Origin of the sequence: Kitasatospora sp. NPDC085895, assembly GCF_040702125.1 — a bacterium.
GTDB lineage: Bacteria > Actinomycetota > Actinomycetes > Streptomycetales > Streptomycetaceae > Kitasatospora > Kitasatospora arboriphila.
In genome coordinates, this window is sequence record NZ_JBFBJY010000009.1 from 87,594 (window position 1) to 100,783 (window position 13,190).

The 13,190-nt window shown below is 75.6% G+C and carries 12 protein-coding genes and 1 pseudogene; 10 read left to right on the top strand and 3 right to left on the bottom strand.

Annotated elements, in window-relative coordinates; translation table 11 throughout:
* Positions 1-24: 24 nt before the first annotated feature.
* The 9 genes and pseudogenes from AB0442_RS08385 (at position 25) to AB0442_RS08425 (ending at position 9,945) form a co-directional block, all read left to right on the top strand.
* Positions 25-1,107 carry an AAA family ATPase gene (locus AB0442_RS08385; RefSeq protein WP_366161662.1) on the top strand — a complete coding sequence of 361 codons (1,083 nt, stop codon included), beginning with the start codon at positions 25-27 and terminating at the stop codon, positions 1,105-1,107.
* Complete coding sequence (locus AB0442_RS08390; RefSeq protein WP_366161579.1) at positions 1,107-3,467, top strand: DUF5682 family protein; 2,361 nt, start codon at positions 1,107-1,109, stop codon at positions 3,465-3,467. Before AB0442_RS08385 ends, AB0442_RS08390 begins: the two co-directional genes overlap by 1 nt.
* Positions 3,464-4,642, top strand: coding sequence for a VWA domain-containing protein (locus tag AB0442_RS08395; RefSeq protein WP_366161580.1), 1,179 nt, complete (start codon positions 3,464-3,466; stop codon positions 4,640-4,642). The genes AB0442_RS08390 and AB0442_RS08395 overlap by 4 nt, the downstream gene beginning before the upstream one ends.
* Complete coding sequence (locus tag AB0442_RS08400; RefSeq protein WP_366161582.1) at positions 4,639-6,696, top strand: hypothetical protein; 2,058 nt, start codon at positions 4,639-4,641, stop codon at positions 6,694-6,696. Before AB0442_RS08395 ends, AB0442_RS08400 begins: the two co-directional genes overlap by 4 nt.
* Before the next feature lie 199 nt (positions 6,697-6,895).
* Positions 6,896-7,303 (top strand): LysR family transcriptional regulator substrate-binding protein, encoded by a 408-nt coding sequence (locus tag AB0442_RS08405; RefSeq protein ID WP_366161583.1) that lies wholly within the window; start codon positions 6,896-6,898, stop codon positions 7,301-7,303.
* A 78-nt stretch (positions 7,304-7,381) separates the two neighbouring features.
* The gene (locus AB0442_RS08410) at positions 7,382-8,008 is read left to right on the top strand and encodes a hypothetical protein (RefSeq protein WP_366161584.1); all 627 of its coding nucleotides are present in this window, start codon (positions 7,382-7,384) and stop codon (positions 8,006-8,008) included.
* Positions 8,009-8,063: 55 nt separating this feature from the next.
* Positions 8,064-8,195, top strand: a pseudogene (locus tag AB0442_RS08415) (IS5/IS1182 family transposase); the annotation flags it as partial.
* A 260-nt stretch (positions 8,196-8,455) separates the two neighbouring features.
* Complete coding sequence (locus AB0442_RS08420; RefSeq protein WP_366161586.1) at positions 8,456-9,079, top strand: transglycosylase family protein; 624 nt, start codon at positions 8,456-8,458, stop codon at positions 9,077-9,079.
* A 455-nt stretch (positions 9,080-9,534) separates the two neighbouring features.
* Positions 9,535-9,945 carry a DUF4232 domain-containing protein gene (locus tag AB0442_RS08425; RefSeq protein ID WP_366161663.1) on the top strand — a complete coding sequence of 137 codons (411 nt, stop codon included), beginning with the start codon at positions 9,535-9,537 and terminating at the stop codon, positions 9,943-9,945.
* Positions 9,946-10,236: 291 nt separating this feature from the next.
* On the opposite strand, the gene AB0442_RS08430 is transcribed toward AB0442_RS08425, so the two are convergent.
* Complete coding sequence (locus AB0442_RS08430) at positions 10,237-10,677, bottom strand: VOC family protein (protein ID WP_366161587.1); 441 nt, start codon at positions 10,675-10,677, stop codon at positions 10,237-10,239.
* Positions 10,678-10,733: 56 nt separating this feature from the next.
* Complete coding sequence (locus AB0442_RS08435) at positions 10,734-11,069, bottom strand: hypothetical protein (protein ID WP_366161589.1); 336 nt, start codon at positions 11,067-11,069, stop codon at positions 10,734-10,736.
* 226 nt (positions 11,070-11,295) lie between these two features.
* On the opposite strand from AB0442_RS08435, the gene AB0442_RS08440 reads away from it, so the two are divergent.
* Complete coding sequence (locus AB0442_RS08440; protein ID WP_366161590.1) at positions 11,296-12,135, top strand: siderophore-interacting protein; 840 nt, start codon at positions 11,296-11,298, stop codon at positions 12,133-12,135.
* 94 nt (positions 12,136-12,229) lie between these two features.
* Here AB0442_RS08440 and AB0442_RS08445 read toward each other — a convergent pair whose 3' ends face one another.
* A complete protein-coding gene (locus tag AB0442_RS08445) occupies positions 12,230-13,045 on the bottom strand; it encodes an alpha/beta hydrolase (RefSeq protein ID WP_366161591.1) in 816 nt (271 codons plus the stop codon).
* Positions 13,046-13,190: the final 145 nt, after the last annotated feature.

Here is a 13,190-nt window from a genome sequence, read left to right on the forward strand (position 1 = left end):
ACGGACCACCCCGGGAAGGCCGCCATGACCACCACCGCCGAGGAGCAGCTCCAGCGGCCGCCCGCCGAGGTCCGGTACGCCGAGGAGCTGGCGGCGCTGCGCGCCGAGGACCGCGACCACCGCCCGCCGGGCTGGGAACTGAGCCTGCGCGCGGCCCTGCGGTTCGTCGTCGGCGACGCGGCGGCGGGCATCGCCCGCAAGTTCGTCGGCGATCCGGCGCTGGTCGAGCGCGCCCTGGTGACGCTGGCCACCAACCGCGGCCTGCTGCTGGTCGGCGAGCCGGGCACCGCCAAGTCGCTGCTGTCGGAGCTGATCGCGGCGGCGGTCAGCGGCACCTCCCGGCTGACCGTGCAGGGCGGCGCGGCGACCACCGAGGACCAGATCAAGTACTCGTGGAACTACGCCCTGCTGGTCTCCGAAGGGCCGTCCACCCGCTCGCTGGTGCCCGCGCCGATGCTGCGCGGCATGGCCGAGGGCCGGATCGTCCGGTTCGAGGAGATCACCCGCTGCCCGCTGGAGGTGCAGGACTCCCTGCTGTCCCTGCTGTCCGAGCGGGTGGTCACCGTCCCGGAGCTGGACGGGCCGGAGGGCATGGTCTTCGCCAAGCAGGGCTTCAACGTGATCGCCACCGCCAACACCCGCGACCGCGGCGTGAACGAGATGAGTTCGGCGCTCAAGCGCCGGTTCAACTTCGAGACGGTCTTCCCGATCCCCGACCTGGACACCGAACTCGCCCTGGTCGAGGCCGAGTCCGGGCACCTGCTGCGCCGCTCGGGGGTGGCCGCGGCACCCGACCGGGACCTGCTGGAGGTCCTGGTCACCGCCTTCCGGGAGCTGCGCGCCGCCGAGGGCGGCGACCGCCCGTCCGCGGTGATGAGCACCGCCGAGGCGGTGTCGGTCGCCCACGCGGTCGGGCTGCGTGGCTGGTACCTGCGCGGCGAACCCGGCAACGCGGCCGACCTGGTCTCCAGCCTGGCCGGCACCGCCGCCAAGGACAGCCCGGAGGACCTGGCCCGGCTGCGCCGCTACCTGGAGCAGCGGGTGCCGCGGCGGCGCGGCCCGCACTGGCAGGCCGTGCACGACGCCCGCCACCTGCTGGCCGGCTGATGCCCGCGGTCTTCCTCGGCGTCCGCCACCACTCGCCCGCCTGCGCGCGCCTGGTGGCGGACACCGTCCGCCGGCTGCGGCCCGCGTACGTGCTGGTCGAGGGCCCGGCCGACCTCAACGGCCGGCTGGACGAGCTGGCCCTCGGCCACGACCTGCCGATCGCCGTGTTCGGCCACTACCGCGACGCCGAACGCACCGCCACCACCTGGGCGCCGCTGTGCGACCACTCGCCCGAGTGGGTGGCGCTGCAGGAGGGCCGGGCGGCCGGCGCGGAGGTGCTGTTCGTCGACCTGCCGTCCTGGCACCCGGCGTTCGCACTGCGGGCCAACCGGTACGCCGACGCGGAGGCCCGGTACGCCGAGGCCACCGCCCGGCTGTGCGAGCACTTCGGCACCGGGTCGGTGGACGCGCTGTGGGACGGCCTGTTCGAGGTGGCCCCGCCGGAGGGGCTGGCCGAGCGCCTGGACGCCTACTTCGACCTGGTCCGCGGCGACGCCGAGGCGGACGAGGGCGACCGGGCCCGCGAGGCGTACATGGCGGACTGGGTCCGCGCCGTCCTCGCCGAGGCGGGGACGGCGACCGTGCTGGTCGTCACCGGCGGCTTCCACACACCCGCTCTGCGCACCCTCGCCGCACGGCCCGCCGGGGTGCCCGGCCGGCCCGCGCTGCCCGCGCCGCCGCCCGGCGCCGTCTGCGGCAGCTTCCTGGTGCCGTACTCGTTCCGGCAGCTCGACGCGTTCGCCGGGTACCAGTCCGGCATGCCCTCGCCGGCCTACTACCAGCGGCTGTGGGAGGACGGACCGGAGGCCGCCGCCGACCACCTGCGGCGGTCCGTCGTCACCCGGCTGCGCCGGCGCCGCCACCCGGTCTCCACGGCCGACCTGGTCGCCGCCGCCGCGCTCACCGGCGGCCTCACCGCGCTGCGCGGCCACCCCGTGCCGTCCCGCACCGACGTGCTCGACGGACTGGTCGGCGCACTGGTCAAGGACGACCTGACCCAGCCGCTGCCCTGGTCGGAGCGCGCCCCGCTGGCGCCGGGCAGCCACCCCGTGGTGGTGGAGATGGTCGCGGCCGGCAGCGGCACCCGCACCGGACGGCTGCACCCCGACACGCCCGCCCCGCCGCTGGTCCACGACGCCGCCGCCCGGCTCGCCGCGATCGGCGCCACCGGCACCCGCCCGCTGACCTGCGACCTCACCACCGAGGACGGCCTGACGGCGAGCCGGACGTTGCACCGGCTGCGCGTCCTCGGCGTGCCCGGCCGCCACCGCACCGCCGGACCGGCCCACGGTGCCGACCCGGTCACCACCGAACACTGGGAGGCCGGACCGGAGGCCGGCCGGGACGCCGCCCTGATCGAGGCCGGCGCGTACGGCGCCACCCTCGGCGAGGCCGCCGCGACCGTCCTCGCCGAACGCGCCCGCACCACCGGATCCGCCGACGCCGGACTCGCCGCCCTGCTGTTCGACACCGTCCTGTGCGGCGCCACCGCCCTCACGGACCGGCTGCTGACCACGCTCACCGCCACCGTCGCCCGCCACCCGGACCCGGGCGCGCTCGGCGCCGTGCTCGCCACCGCACTCGGCCTGTGGCGGCACGACCGCGTGTACGGCACCGCCCGCAGCCCGCTGCTCGCGGCCGTCCTGGAAGGCGCCGTCAGCCGCATCCTGTGGCTGGTCGAGGGCACCCACGGCCGCTCCGGCGCCGACCCGGCCCGGCTCACCGCCCTGGCCGCCGTCCGTGACGCGCTCCGCCACGCCCCCGAGCAGCTCACCGCCACCCCGGCCGACACCGCCGCGCTCGCGCTCCGCATCACCCGCGACCCCCACGCCCCCGCCGACCTCCGCGGCGCCGCCCACGGCCTCCACCTCACCCTCGCCACCACGGCCACACCGACGACCGCCGCCCTCAACGCCGCAGGCGACCCGCGCACTCCGGCCGGCCCCCGGGCCGCCGGCGCCCCGAGCCCTCTCGACCTCCCCACCGCCGCCCTGAACGCCGCAGGCGACCCGCGCTCGCTCGGCGACTGGCTGGGCGGCCTGTTCGCCCTCGCCCGCGAGGAGGTCACCGCCGATTCCGGCAACGGCTCGCTGCTGGCCGTCCTGGACTCCGTCCTCGCCGAGCTCACCGACGCCGAGTTCCTGATCGCCCTGCCGGCCCTGCGCCAGGCGTTCGCCTGGTTCCCGCCGCGCGAGCGCGAGCGGATCGCCCGTCGGCTGATCGAGCGCCGCGGTCTGCGCGGCTCCGGGCGCGGTCTGCTCCGCACCACCGCCGACCCCCTGCACCTGGCCGCCGCCCGCGCCCTGGAGGAGAACGTGACCGCCCTGCTCGACCGCCACGGCCTGCGGAGCGCCCGGTGACCCCGCCCGACCCGACCGCCGAGTCGGCCGCCGGGCCGGCCGCCGATCCGATGGCCGAGCTTGCCCCGGACCCGGCCCTGGAGCGCTGGCGCCTGGTCCTCGGCTCCCCCGCCGAACCGTGGACCGGCCGCCCGAGCGCCGACGGCGCCGCCCGCGACGCCGCCCTGGAGTGGCTCTACGGCCGCGACCAGGACCTCGACCGCCGCGGTGTCCGCAGCGCCGGACTGGAGCCGTCCCGGGTGACCGCGGTCGACTGGCTGGACGACATCCACCGCCTCTTCCCCCGCGAGACAATCGAGCGGCTGGAGCGCGACGCGGTCGAGCAGTACGGCATCGACGAGATCGTCACCGATCCGACGGTGCTGGAGCGGGTCGAGCCGAGCCCCGCCCTGCTGCGCGCGGTGCTCCGCACCAAGCACCTGATGAACGATCAACTGCTCGGCCAGGCCCGCCGGATCGTGGCCGCGGTGGTACGGCAGCTGATGGAGCGGCTCACCCCGGAGCTGCGCCAGGCGTTCACCGGTGCCCGGTCGGCGCGCCCCAGCCGGCGCCCGCTGGCCCGCGACTTCGACTTCCGCCGGACCGTGCGGGCCAACCTCGGGCGTTACCGTCCCGCCGAGCGGCGGATCCTGATCGAGCGCCCGCACTTCCACTCCCGCACCCGCCGGCACCTGGAGCAGTGGCAGTTGATCCTGCTGGTCGACCAGTCGGGATCGATGGTGGGTTCGGTGATCCACTCCGCGGTGACCGCGGCCTGCCTGTGGAACCTGCCGGGGCTGAAGACCCATCTGGTCGCCTTCGACACCCAGGTCGTGGACCTCACCTCCGACGTGACCGACCCGGTGGAGCTGCTGATGCGGGTCCAGCTCGGCGGTGGCACCGACATCGCCCGCGCGGTCGACTACGCGGCCGGCCTGGTGGAGAACCCGCGGCGCACGATCCTCGCGGTGATCAGCGACTTCTACGAGGGCGGCGACCGGTACCGGCTGCTGCGCACCGTCCGCTCCCTGACCGGGCAGGGCGCCACGGTGCTGGGCCTGGCCGCGCTGGACGAGGAGGCGGCCCCGGCGTACGACCGCGAGCTCGCCGGGCTGCTCGCCGACGCCGGCGCGCACGTCGGGGCGATGACACCGGGGATGCTGGCCGAGTTCGTCGCCGAGAGGCTCGGCCGGTGAGCGCCGGGACCCGCCCCGACCTGCTGGCCCTGGACGCGGAGACGCTGACCGCCCTCGCCAACCGCGGCCTGGTCAAGCGCGCCGCCCGGGAGGTCGACGCCGGGGACGGGCCGGTGCCCGCGCTCGACCCCGACGGCACGCTGCGCGGCACCTGCCCCGACGGCAGCACCGTCGCCCTGCCGCCCGGCACCGGGCTGGACGGCGGCAGCTGCAGCTGCGGCGCACCCGGCGTGTGCCGCCACCGGATCGCCCTGGTCCTCGCCCACCAACGCACCGCCGCCGGCGGCCCCGACAGCTCCCCGGGGCCGGGCGCCCCCGACAGCTCTCCCGGGCCCGGCGCCCCCGAGAGTTCCCAGGAGCCCGGAACCCCTGCCTGGTCCCCCGGCGCGCTCGACGACGAGGCCCTGACGGCCGCCGTCGGTGCCCGCGCCGTGGCCGTCGCCCGCCGCACCCTGGAACGCGGCTACACCGCCCGGCTGCACCACGCGCGCCCGGACGCCCCGCAGCCGGTCGCCGAACTCGCCGCCTGCACGGTCCGCTTCCCCGTCCCCGGCGAGCTGGGCTTCGCGGTCACCGACGCCGCGCAGGACCGCCGCGGCGAGATGATCGCCCTCGCGGTCTGGGCCTTCCGCGCCGCCGACGGCCGACCGACCGTCACCCTCGGCGGCCGCTCCGAACCCGCCCCGGACACCCCGCCGGTCCTGGACGCCGCGCAGCGCTCCGCCCTGGACACCGCGCTCGGCCTCACCCGCGAGCTGCTGCTCGACGGCGCCGTGCACGCCGGGCCGGTCCTCGCCGCCGCCTTCCACCGGGTCCGTGACGAGCTCGCCGCCCGGTCCCTGCACTGGCCGGCCGGCGTGCTCGCCGACCTGATCGGCCAGCTCGACGCGTACGCGGCCCGGGCCGCCGACCACCGGCCCGAGGAGACGGCCCTGCTCCTGGCCGAACTGCACGCCCGCCACCGCGCCACCGCACATCCCGGGGCTTCGCCGTCCGAGGTGCTGGGCGTTCGGGAGACCGCCGAGACGCCGCTGCGCCGGGTCCGTCTCACCGCACTGGGCTGCCGGGTGCACGGCACCGCGACGGCCCGCTCCGCCGAGGTCTACCTCGCCCACCCGGCCGCCGGGACGGTCCTGGTGCTGCGCCGCAGCTGGGACCTGCCCGCGGACGGCACCACGCCCACGGGGCACGCGCTGGGCGCCCGCCGGGTCGCCGGCCACCGCCTGGCCGCTCTCGCCACCGGGAACGTGGTCAGCGAGAGCGCGGTCCGCAGCGCCGCCCGCGAGCTGGGCCTCGGCCGCGGGCGGATCGCCGCCACCACCGTCTCCCCGGTCGGCACCGCGTGGACCGACCTGCCCGCCCCGCTGCTGCTCACCGACCTGGACGCCCGACTGCGCAGTCTGGAGGGCCGACCTCCGCGGCTGATCCGGGCAAGGATCGCCGCCGAGTCCGTGCACGTGGTGGAGCTCTCCGCCGTCGAGGACGTCCGCTACGACGCGGCCGAGCAGCGCCTGGAGGCCACCGTCCGGGACGCCGCCGGCAACCCGGCCACCCTCGCCGCCACCTACGACCCGGCCTGTCCCGGCGCCCTCGACGCGCTCGCCGCGGCCCTCGCCTCCGGCACCGTCACCCACGTCAGCGCCACCGTCGGACGCGTCGCCGGCCGTACCGTGCTGGAGCCCGTGGCACTGCTCGCGGGCACCGCCGTGGTCGTCCCCGACCTGGCGCCCGGCGGCGGCTCCGGCACCCTCGCCCCCGCCGCAGCACCGGCGGCCGACCCGGTCGCCGCCCGCCTCGCCGAGGCCCTCGCCGCGCTCGCCGACACCGCCCACCGCGGACTGCGCCACCCGCACGGTCCCGCCCTCTCCCGTCTGGAGCGCACCGCCGACCGGCTGGGCCGCGGCGGCCTGGCCACCACTGCCGAACTGCTGCGCGCCCTCGCCCACGCGCTGCGCAGCGGCGCCCTGGAGGCCGCCGTCCGCGGCTGGGCGGACGCCGCCGTCCGGGTCGCCGTCGCGACCGAGGCGCACCGGGAGGCCGTCCGCCACGGGTGAGTCGGTGCGGGTGAGTCGGTGCGGGTGAGTCGGGGGCAGCGCCCACCGTGCGGCGGAGCAGCCCTGCCGTCGGCGGACCGTCAGAGACCGTCCGGTGCCACGGCGGCCTCGCGGACGGGCCGGTGGCGCAGCAGGGTCACCCGGTCGTCGAGGTCCCGGGACTCGACGAGGCCGAGGCCGAAGCGCTGCTGCGGGCTGCGTGCGTGCCCGGGACGTCTTCACCGACCGCCGTCCCGACTGCGAGGTCGAGATCCGCGAGATCCAGTTCAACGGCCCCTACGGACCGCTGCGAACGGGCGAGGTGGACCTGCAGATCAGCGAGTTCCCGGTCCGGGAACCGGACCTGACGCAGGGGCCGGTGCTGTTCGAAGAACCCAGGGCGCTGCTCGTGCCCTCCACCCACCCGCCGGCGGGACGGGAGAGCGTCTGCCCGGCGGACCTCGCGTCCGCCCCGCTCATCACCTTCACCGCCGAGTTCCCCGTCTACCGGCTGGACCTCCACCTGCCCGCCCGCACACCCGGCGGGCGACCGATCGCCCGCGGCCCGGTCGTGCGCTACTGGCCCGCTGATCAAGGGATACGAGTACGGGCCGCTGGTCGCGGGTGAGCGGCTGCCGAGCGCGCCGGGTTCTGGTCGAATCACCTGCTGGCCATGTGCCGGTTCAGCTCGGGTGAAGCCCGGCCAGTGCCCGAGTGGTTCGGTGACGACGGTGCGGACACGGACGCACTGTCCGAGGTGCTCCTGGACGACCGGGCGTGGCCGGCGTTCCGTGTGCCGTTCCAGGGCGGCCACAGCACCGTCGTCGTCCACCGGAAACTCATCGGCGACTTCGGGATCGACTACCTGCTGACCCGACCGAACTGGCCTCGCGCGGAGGCCCTGTCCAGCTACGACGGCGACTGGTACGGCCCGGGCCTGTCCTGGCGCGACATCGCATGCATCGCCGGGACGCCGGACCCGACCGCTCCCGGCGTGCACGACACTGCGGCCCGACTCCTGCTCCTGCTGCCACTGCTCGCCGACGACGAACTGCCGCCGGAAGCGCCGGCCCGGGTGAACGCCGCTCTCACCGCCATCGGAGCACCCGAGGACTCCGCCCGGAACACGGCTGACCACATCCTTCGGAACCGACGGCCCGCAGCCAGGTGCCACGGTGGCGCCGACTCCCCCCTGAGCGGTGGCAGCCATCGGCACACCGAGCCGGATCCGAAGGAATCGGCGGTGTTGTGGGCACTCAACCTCACTCGATCCCGGAGCGATGCGCTGGCCGGCGCCCTCGGGAGTGGGCCTCTGCCGGCGTCCGCGTCTTGAGGGCCGCGGTCGGGTCCTGAAGCATCGACTGATCACAGCTGGGATGACCTCGCCAATGGGTGGTGTCATCACGGCGTCGGAACCGTCCTGGACAACCCCGTTCGCTGGGCTGAGCCCGCGCGACCTCCACAAGCTGATCACGATGCTCCGCCGCGAGGACGCCGACGCAGTGCGCAGAGGCCGACCATGAAGCCTGCCGCTGGAGGACCGCGGTGATCTCGATCGTCGGTCACCTCGCCGAGCCGTCCCTGCGTGGACGGGTGTCGGTCGGCGGCAGCGGGCCGAGGCCGCGTGGTCCGTGCGGTGTGCGGGTGGCGCTGAGGGGCCGGGCGGGTGATGTTCCGGGGTGTCGGCCGGGCCGCGGCCGCGGGGTGTGCGAACGCTGGGAGGGCGGTGCCCCGGGGTGCCGGCCGTCCGATCGCCGACCCTCTCGGGGAGTGCTCCGCCATGTCCGTCGCCCACCGGATCCTGCAGTTACTCCTCGCCCTCGCCTGCGCCACCGGGCTGTGGACCGCGACCACCGCCACCGGCCACGCCGCACCCGGCGCACCCGCCGCGGGCAGCACCGCCGTCCATGGCGTCGACTGGGACCGCATCGCGGCCTGCGAGAGCGGCGGACGCTGGCAGGCCGACACCGGCAACGGCTACTACGGCGGCCTCCAGTTCGACCGGGCCACCTGGCGCGCCAACGGCGGCACCGCCTACGCGCCCCGCCCCGACCTCGCCACCCGCGAGCAGCAGATCGCCGTCGCCGAACACCTCGCCGCCCGCCGCGGCCTCACTCCCTGGCCCGCCTGCGGCACCCGCGCCGGCGGACGACTCGCCGCGGCCCACCACGCGGTGCCCGCGCCCCGGCCGGCCCAGCAGCCCGCCGCCGAACCGGACACGGCCACCGGACCCGCCCCGGCGGACACCGCCACCGTCGTGGTCCAGGACGGCGACACCCTCGACGCCATCGCCCAGGCACAGCAGGTGGACGGCGGCTGGCCCGCCCTCTACCAGGCCAACCACGACACCATCGGCGACGACCCCGACCTCATCCTGACCGGACAGACCCTGCGACTGCCCTGACGGTCCGATTCGGGCGCACGGCAGGCCGAGGACGTCCGCAAGAACGTCGGGTCGGCTCCGGAGCACCCCATGTTCTCGGGCCGCGGGAAATCCTCCTCCTCAGGCAACCGGCCAAATTGTCATGGCGTCTTCACTTTCAACAGCATGCAGCTGGACCGACCCTGATGGTTCGTCGGCTTTTCTGACGATCCGGGGGATCCATGCGTTCGCGTTCTCTGTCGACGATTCCGTTTCCGTGCTGCTGGCCGGGCTCGGTCTGACGGCCTGCGGTTCCGGCTCGGCGACCGATCCGCCGAAGGCCGCCGGGGCCGCGCCGGTGTCCGTCGCACCGGTGTCCGTCGCGCCGATCGTGGACCGGTCCGAACCTCGGGCCTCCGTCTCGCCCCCCTGCCGGGACCACGGCGGCGGCGGGTTCCGGCGGCTCGCAGACCCTGCCCAGGTGCTTCGCGCAGGATCTGCGGTGGACGGTCGTCCGCCTCACCGGGGCAGCCGCCGACGAGAAGGATCCGGCGAACGCCGAACTCGTCGCCGTCGACTCCGGCTCCGGCTCCGGCTCCGGCTCCCACGGCTGCGTCCTGGCCGGGTACCCGACGCTCGAGTTCCACCTTGGCAAGGGGCCGGAGGCCACGGGGGTGGGCAAGGGCAGTCCTGCGCCGGTGACGCTGGGCGTGGGCAAGAAGGCGGTGATCGCCCTGCGCTACTCCGAGTTCAACGGCAAGGGGCCGGACACCGGCACCTGCGTGCTCGTCACGGCCGGGGCCGCCGACGTGGTCGCGCCGGGTGACAGCACCGAAGCCGGGCCCCGGTGGTGGACCGCGCCGGCAGGCCGACGCAGGTCACCATCTGCGGCGACGAGGTCCGGATGAGCCCGCCCGTCGTCCGGTAGGGCCGCCGCAACCGGTGCGAAGCCGGGGGTCGGGCAGGGTCCACTGCCGGCTGGTGAGACCGCTGCAGTCCCAGATGCCCAGGACATCGGCTGCCCCGGAAACCCCGGAACTCGCCGACGCACTCCCCACGGGGCGACCCCGACCCCCGGCACCCGGCCGGCCCGCCGGCTGATCCGACCTGTGACCCACACGGCCCAGCCCGACGCCGTACGACGGTCGTCCGTACGGCGGGGTCGTCCGTACGGAGCGCATCAGGGTGGCGAAAGGCCGTCAGCCGATCCGTTCGGCCAGGGCGAGCAGGATGCCCGAGGGGCCGCGGAGGTAGCAGAGGCGGTAGACGTCCTCGTACCGCGCCACCTCGCCGATGAGTTCGGCGCCGTGGAGGCGGAGGCGGGCGACGGTGTCGTCGATGTCGTCGACGGCGAACATCACCCGGTGCAGGCCCAGCGTGTTCGGCGGCGGGTTGTGCGATCCGTCGCGGATCGCCGCGGGGGCGTGGTACTGCGCGAGCTCCAGCTTGCCGTGGCCGTCCGGGGTCCGCATCATCGCGATCTCGCTGCGGACCCCGTCGAGTCCGACGGCCTGGTCCGCGAAGAGGCCCTCGATCCGCGCCCTGCCCTCGACCTCCATGCCCAGTTCCGTGAAGAAGGCGACGGCGGCGTCCAGGTCGTCGACGACGATGCCGACGTTGTCCATCCGCTGGAGCGGCATGACGGTCTCCCTCTGCGTTGCGCGGTCCTCTGCGGAGTGCAGCCCTGCAACGACCGTCAGAGCCGGTACCGGGCCTCGCAGTGATGGCAGTGGAACACGGCCACCGGCTCACCGGAACGGGATTGCAGTACGACCCACCCGAACGAGACCGCGGACAGCGTCCCGAGGACGAACGCGACCGCCGCCCCCGTCGGACGGCCCGTCAGCAGCAGCTCGACGGCAAGGACGACGAGCACCCCGGCCGCCAGGAGCCGCCCGGGACCACGGCTGCGGGCCACGGTCCGGTACCGCTCGCGCACCACCGTGAAGTCCGCCGTCTCCTCGCACCGCGAACACCCCGACCCCGGAGCCTCGCAGGCCTGCACCGTCTCGCCCCACACCTCGTCCGCCACCCGGCCAGCCTAGGGTTGCGTCCGGGCCGCGGGAACGGCGAGCGGACGACCCGTTCAAGAACTGCCTTTCCCCCACACACCGTGAGTGACGGGATGCCGGGGTGCGGCGACGGCCCGGCCGCACCCACCTGCACCCGGCGGGTTCCCCCGCTCCGAAGCGCCCGGCCGCGCTGCTCGGCGAGTGTTACGTTAGCGAGCCTAAGTAAAAGACATGAGGAGACCGTCCATGGCAGAGCGTCAGGCCCGCAGGCCCCGGAAGCCGCACACCGCGCACGTCGTCCGCACCGAGCGGATCACCCCCCACATGCAGCGCGTCGTGCTCGGCGGCGACGGCCTCGCCGCGTTCCCGGCCGGCGCCTTCACCGACCACTACGTGAAGGTGCTGTTCGGCGCCGAGGGCGTGACCTATCCCGAGCCGTTCGACCTGGAGCGGATCCGCGAGGAGTTCCCGCGCGAGCAGTGGCCGGTGACCCGGACGTACACCGTCCGCGCCTGGAACCCCGAACTGCGCGAGCTCACCCTCGACTTCGTCGTCCACGGCGACGAGGGCCTCGCCGGTCCCTGGGCGGTGCGCGCCCGACCGGGCGAGACCGTCCGGTTCATGGGCCCCGGCGGCGGCTACGCGCCCGACACCACCGCCGACTGGCACCTGCTGGCCGGCGACGAGAGCGCCCTGCCCGCCATCGCCGCGGCCCTGGAGGCACTGCCGGCCGACGCCGAGGTCCGCGCGTTCGTCGAGGTGGCCGGCCCCGAGGAGGAGCAGAAGTTCGACTCCGCCGCGGAGGTCGTCTGGCTGCACCGCGGCGACCGCCCCGTCGGCGAACTGCTCGTCGAGGCCGTCCGCGCGCTGGAGTTCCCCGCGGGCCGGGTGCACGCCTTCGTCCACGGCGAGGCCGGCTTCGTCAAGGAACTCCGGGCGCTCCTGCGCGTGGACCTCGGGATCCCCCGCGAGGACCTCTCCGTCTCCGGCTACTGGCGGCTCGGCCACAACGAGGACGGTTGGCAGGCCTCCAAGCGCGAGTGGAACGCCCAGGTCGAGGCGGAGCAGGAGGGCCCCGCCTCCTGAGCCCGGCTCCCCCGTCGCGGAACGGCATCGGCTCCCGCCGCGCGTGATCAGCGCGACGGGAGCCGACGGCACGACCGCGGGTGCCGTCGGGCTGTCAGGTTCCGCGCAGGAACGCCGTCACGGTCGCCGCGTACTCCCGGGGGTGCGTCACATGGGGGATGTGGCCCGCGCCCCGGAAGGTGTTGCGCTGCGCCCGCGGCAGGGCCGCGGCCAGGCGGTCCAGCACGGCGCCGAACCACGCCGGGCTCTCGGTGCCGCTGCTGAGCAGCACCGGGGCCGTGCAGGCAGCGAGTCCGTGGACGTCCAGGGTGGCCCAGTCCGGGTCGTCCTGTTCGTCGAGCCAGGTCTGCGCGTGGGTGACGAAGGTGTCCCGGAGCGGTTCGGGCATCGCCTCCCAGGCGCCGGGGCCGAGCGCGATCCGCTCGACGAAGACCTTCGCGCCGGCGGCGTCCTCGCCCTCGCGCACCAGCCGTCTGGCCTCCTCGACGGCCGCCGTCACCGTCCGCATCTCCGCCACCGCGGCGGGGTCGTCGAGGACGAGTCCGGCCAGCGGGGGTTCGTGCAGGACGATGCGCCGGAACAGCTCGGGGCGGCGGGCGGCCAGACCCGCCGTGATCGATGCTCCGAAGGAGTTCGCCGCCACGTCGGCGGGTGCCGGGCCGAGGGCCTCGATCAGTGCTGCCAGGTCGTCCTCGTCCTGCCGCCGGGTGCCGGGGCCGGGTACCCGCTCGCTGCGGCCGTGGCCGCGCCGGTCGTACGCCACCACGCGGAACGCCGCCTTCAGGTCGGCGTCGACGGCGGGCCCCCACGAGCGGTGGTCGTTCCACGAGCCGTGCACCAGCACCAGCGGCTCGCCCTCGCCGGTCTCCTCGTAGTGCAGCAGCACATCACCGGCGCGGACCTCAGCCATGGCGACACCCTTTCGAGGCGGGCTCCGGGTCTCCTCGGTCTCGGCGCGACCCTGGTGCAAGCGTTCCACGGGCACGTCCTCCCCCGGCGGACGCGACACGGGCGTGGCGGGGGCGTCGGTGGGGGTCGTTAGGCTGCACGGGCCG

What these genes read in the sequence shown, in the direction of transcription:
- AB0442_RS08385 (WP_366161662.1), top strand. Translation starts at nt 25, where the DNA reads ATGACCACCACCGCCGAGGAGCAGCTCCAGCGGCCGCCCGCCGAGGTC.
- AB0442_RS08390 (WP_366161579.1), top strand. Translation starts at nt 1,107, where the DNA reads ATGCCCGCGGTCTTCCTCGGCGTCCGCCACCACTCGCCCGCCTGCGCG.
- AB0442_RS08420 (WP_366161586.1), top strand. Translation starts at nt 8,456, where the DNA reads ATGTCCGTCGCCCACCGGATCCTGCAGTTACTCCTCGCCCTCGCCTGC.
- AB0442_RS08430 (WP_366161587.1), bottom strand. Translation starts at nt 10,677, where the DNA reads ATGCCGCTCCAGCGGATGGACAACGTCGGCATCGTCGTCGACGACCTG.
- AB0442_RS08440 (WP_366161590.1), top strand. Translation starts at nt 11,296, where the DNA reads ATGGCAGAGCGTCAGGCCCGCAGGCCCCGGAAGCCGCACACCGCGCAC.
- AB0442_RS08445 (WP_366161591.1), bottom strand. Translation starts at nt 13,045, where the DNA reads ATGGCTGAGGTCCGCGCCGGTGATGTGCTGCTGCACTACGAGGAGACC.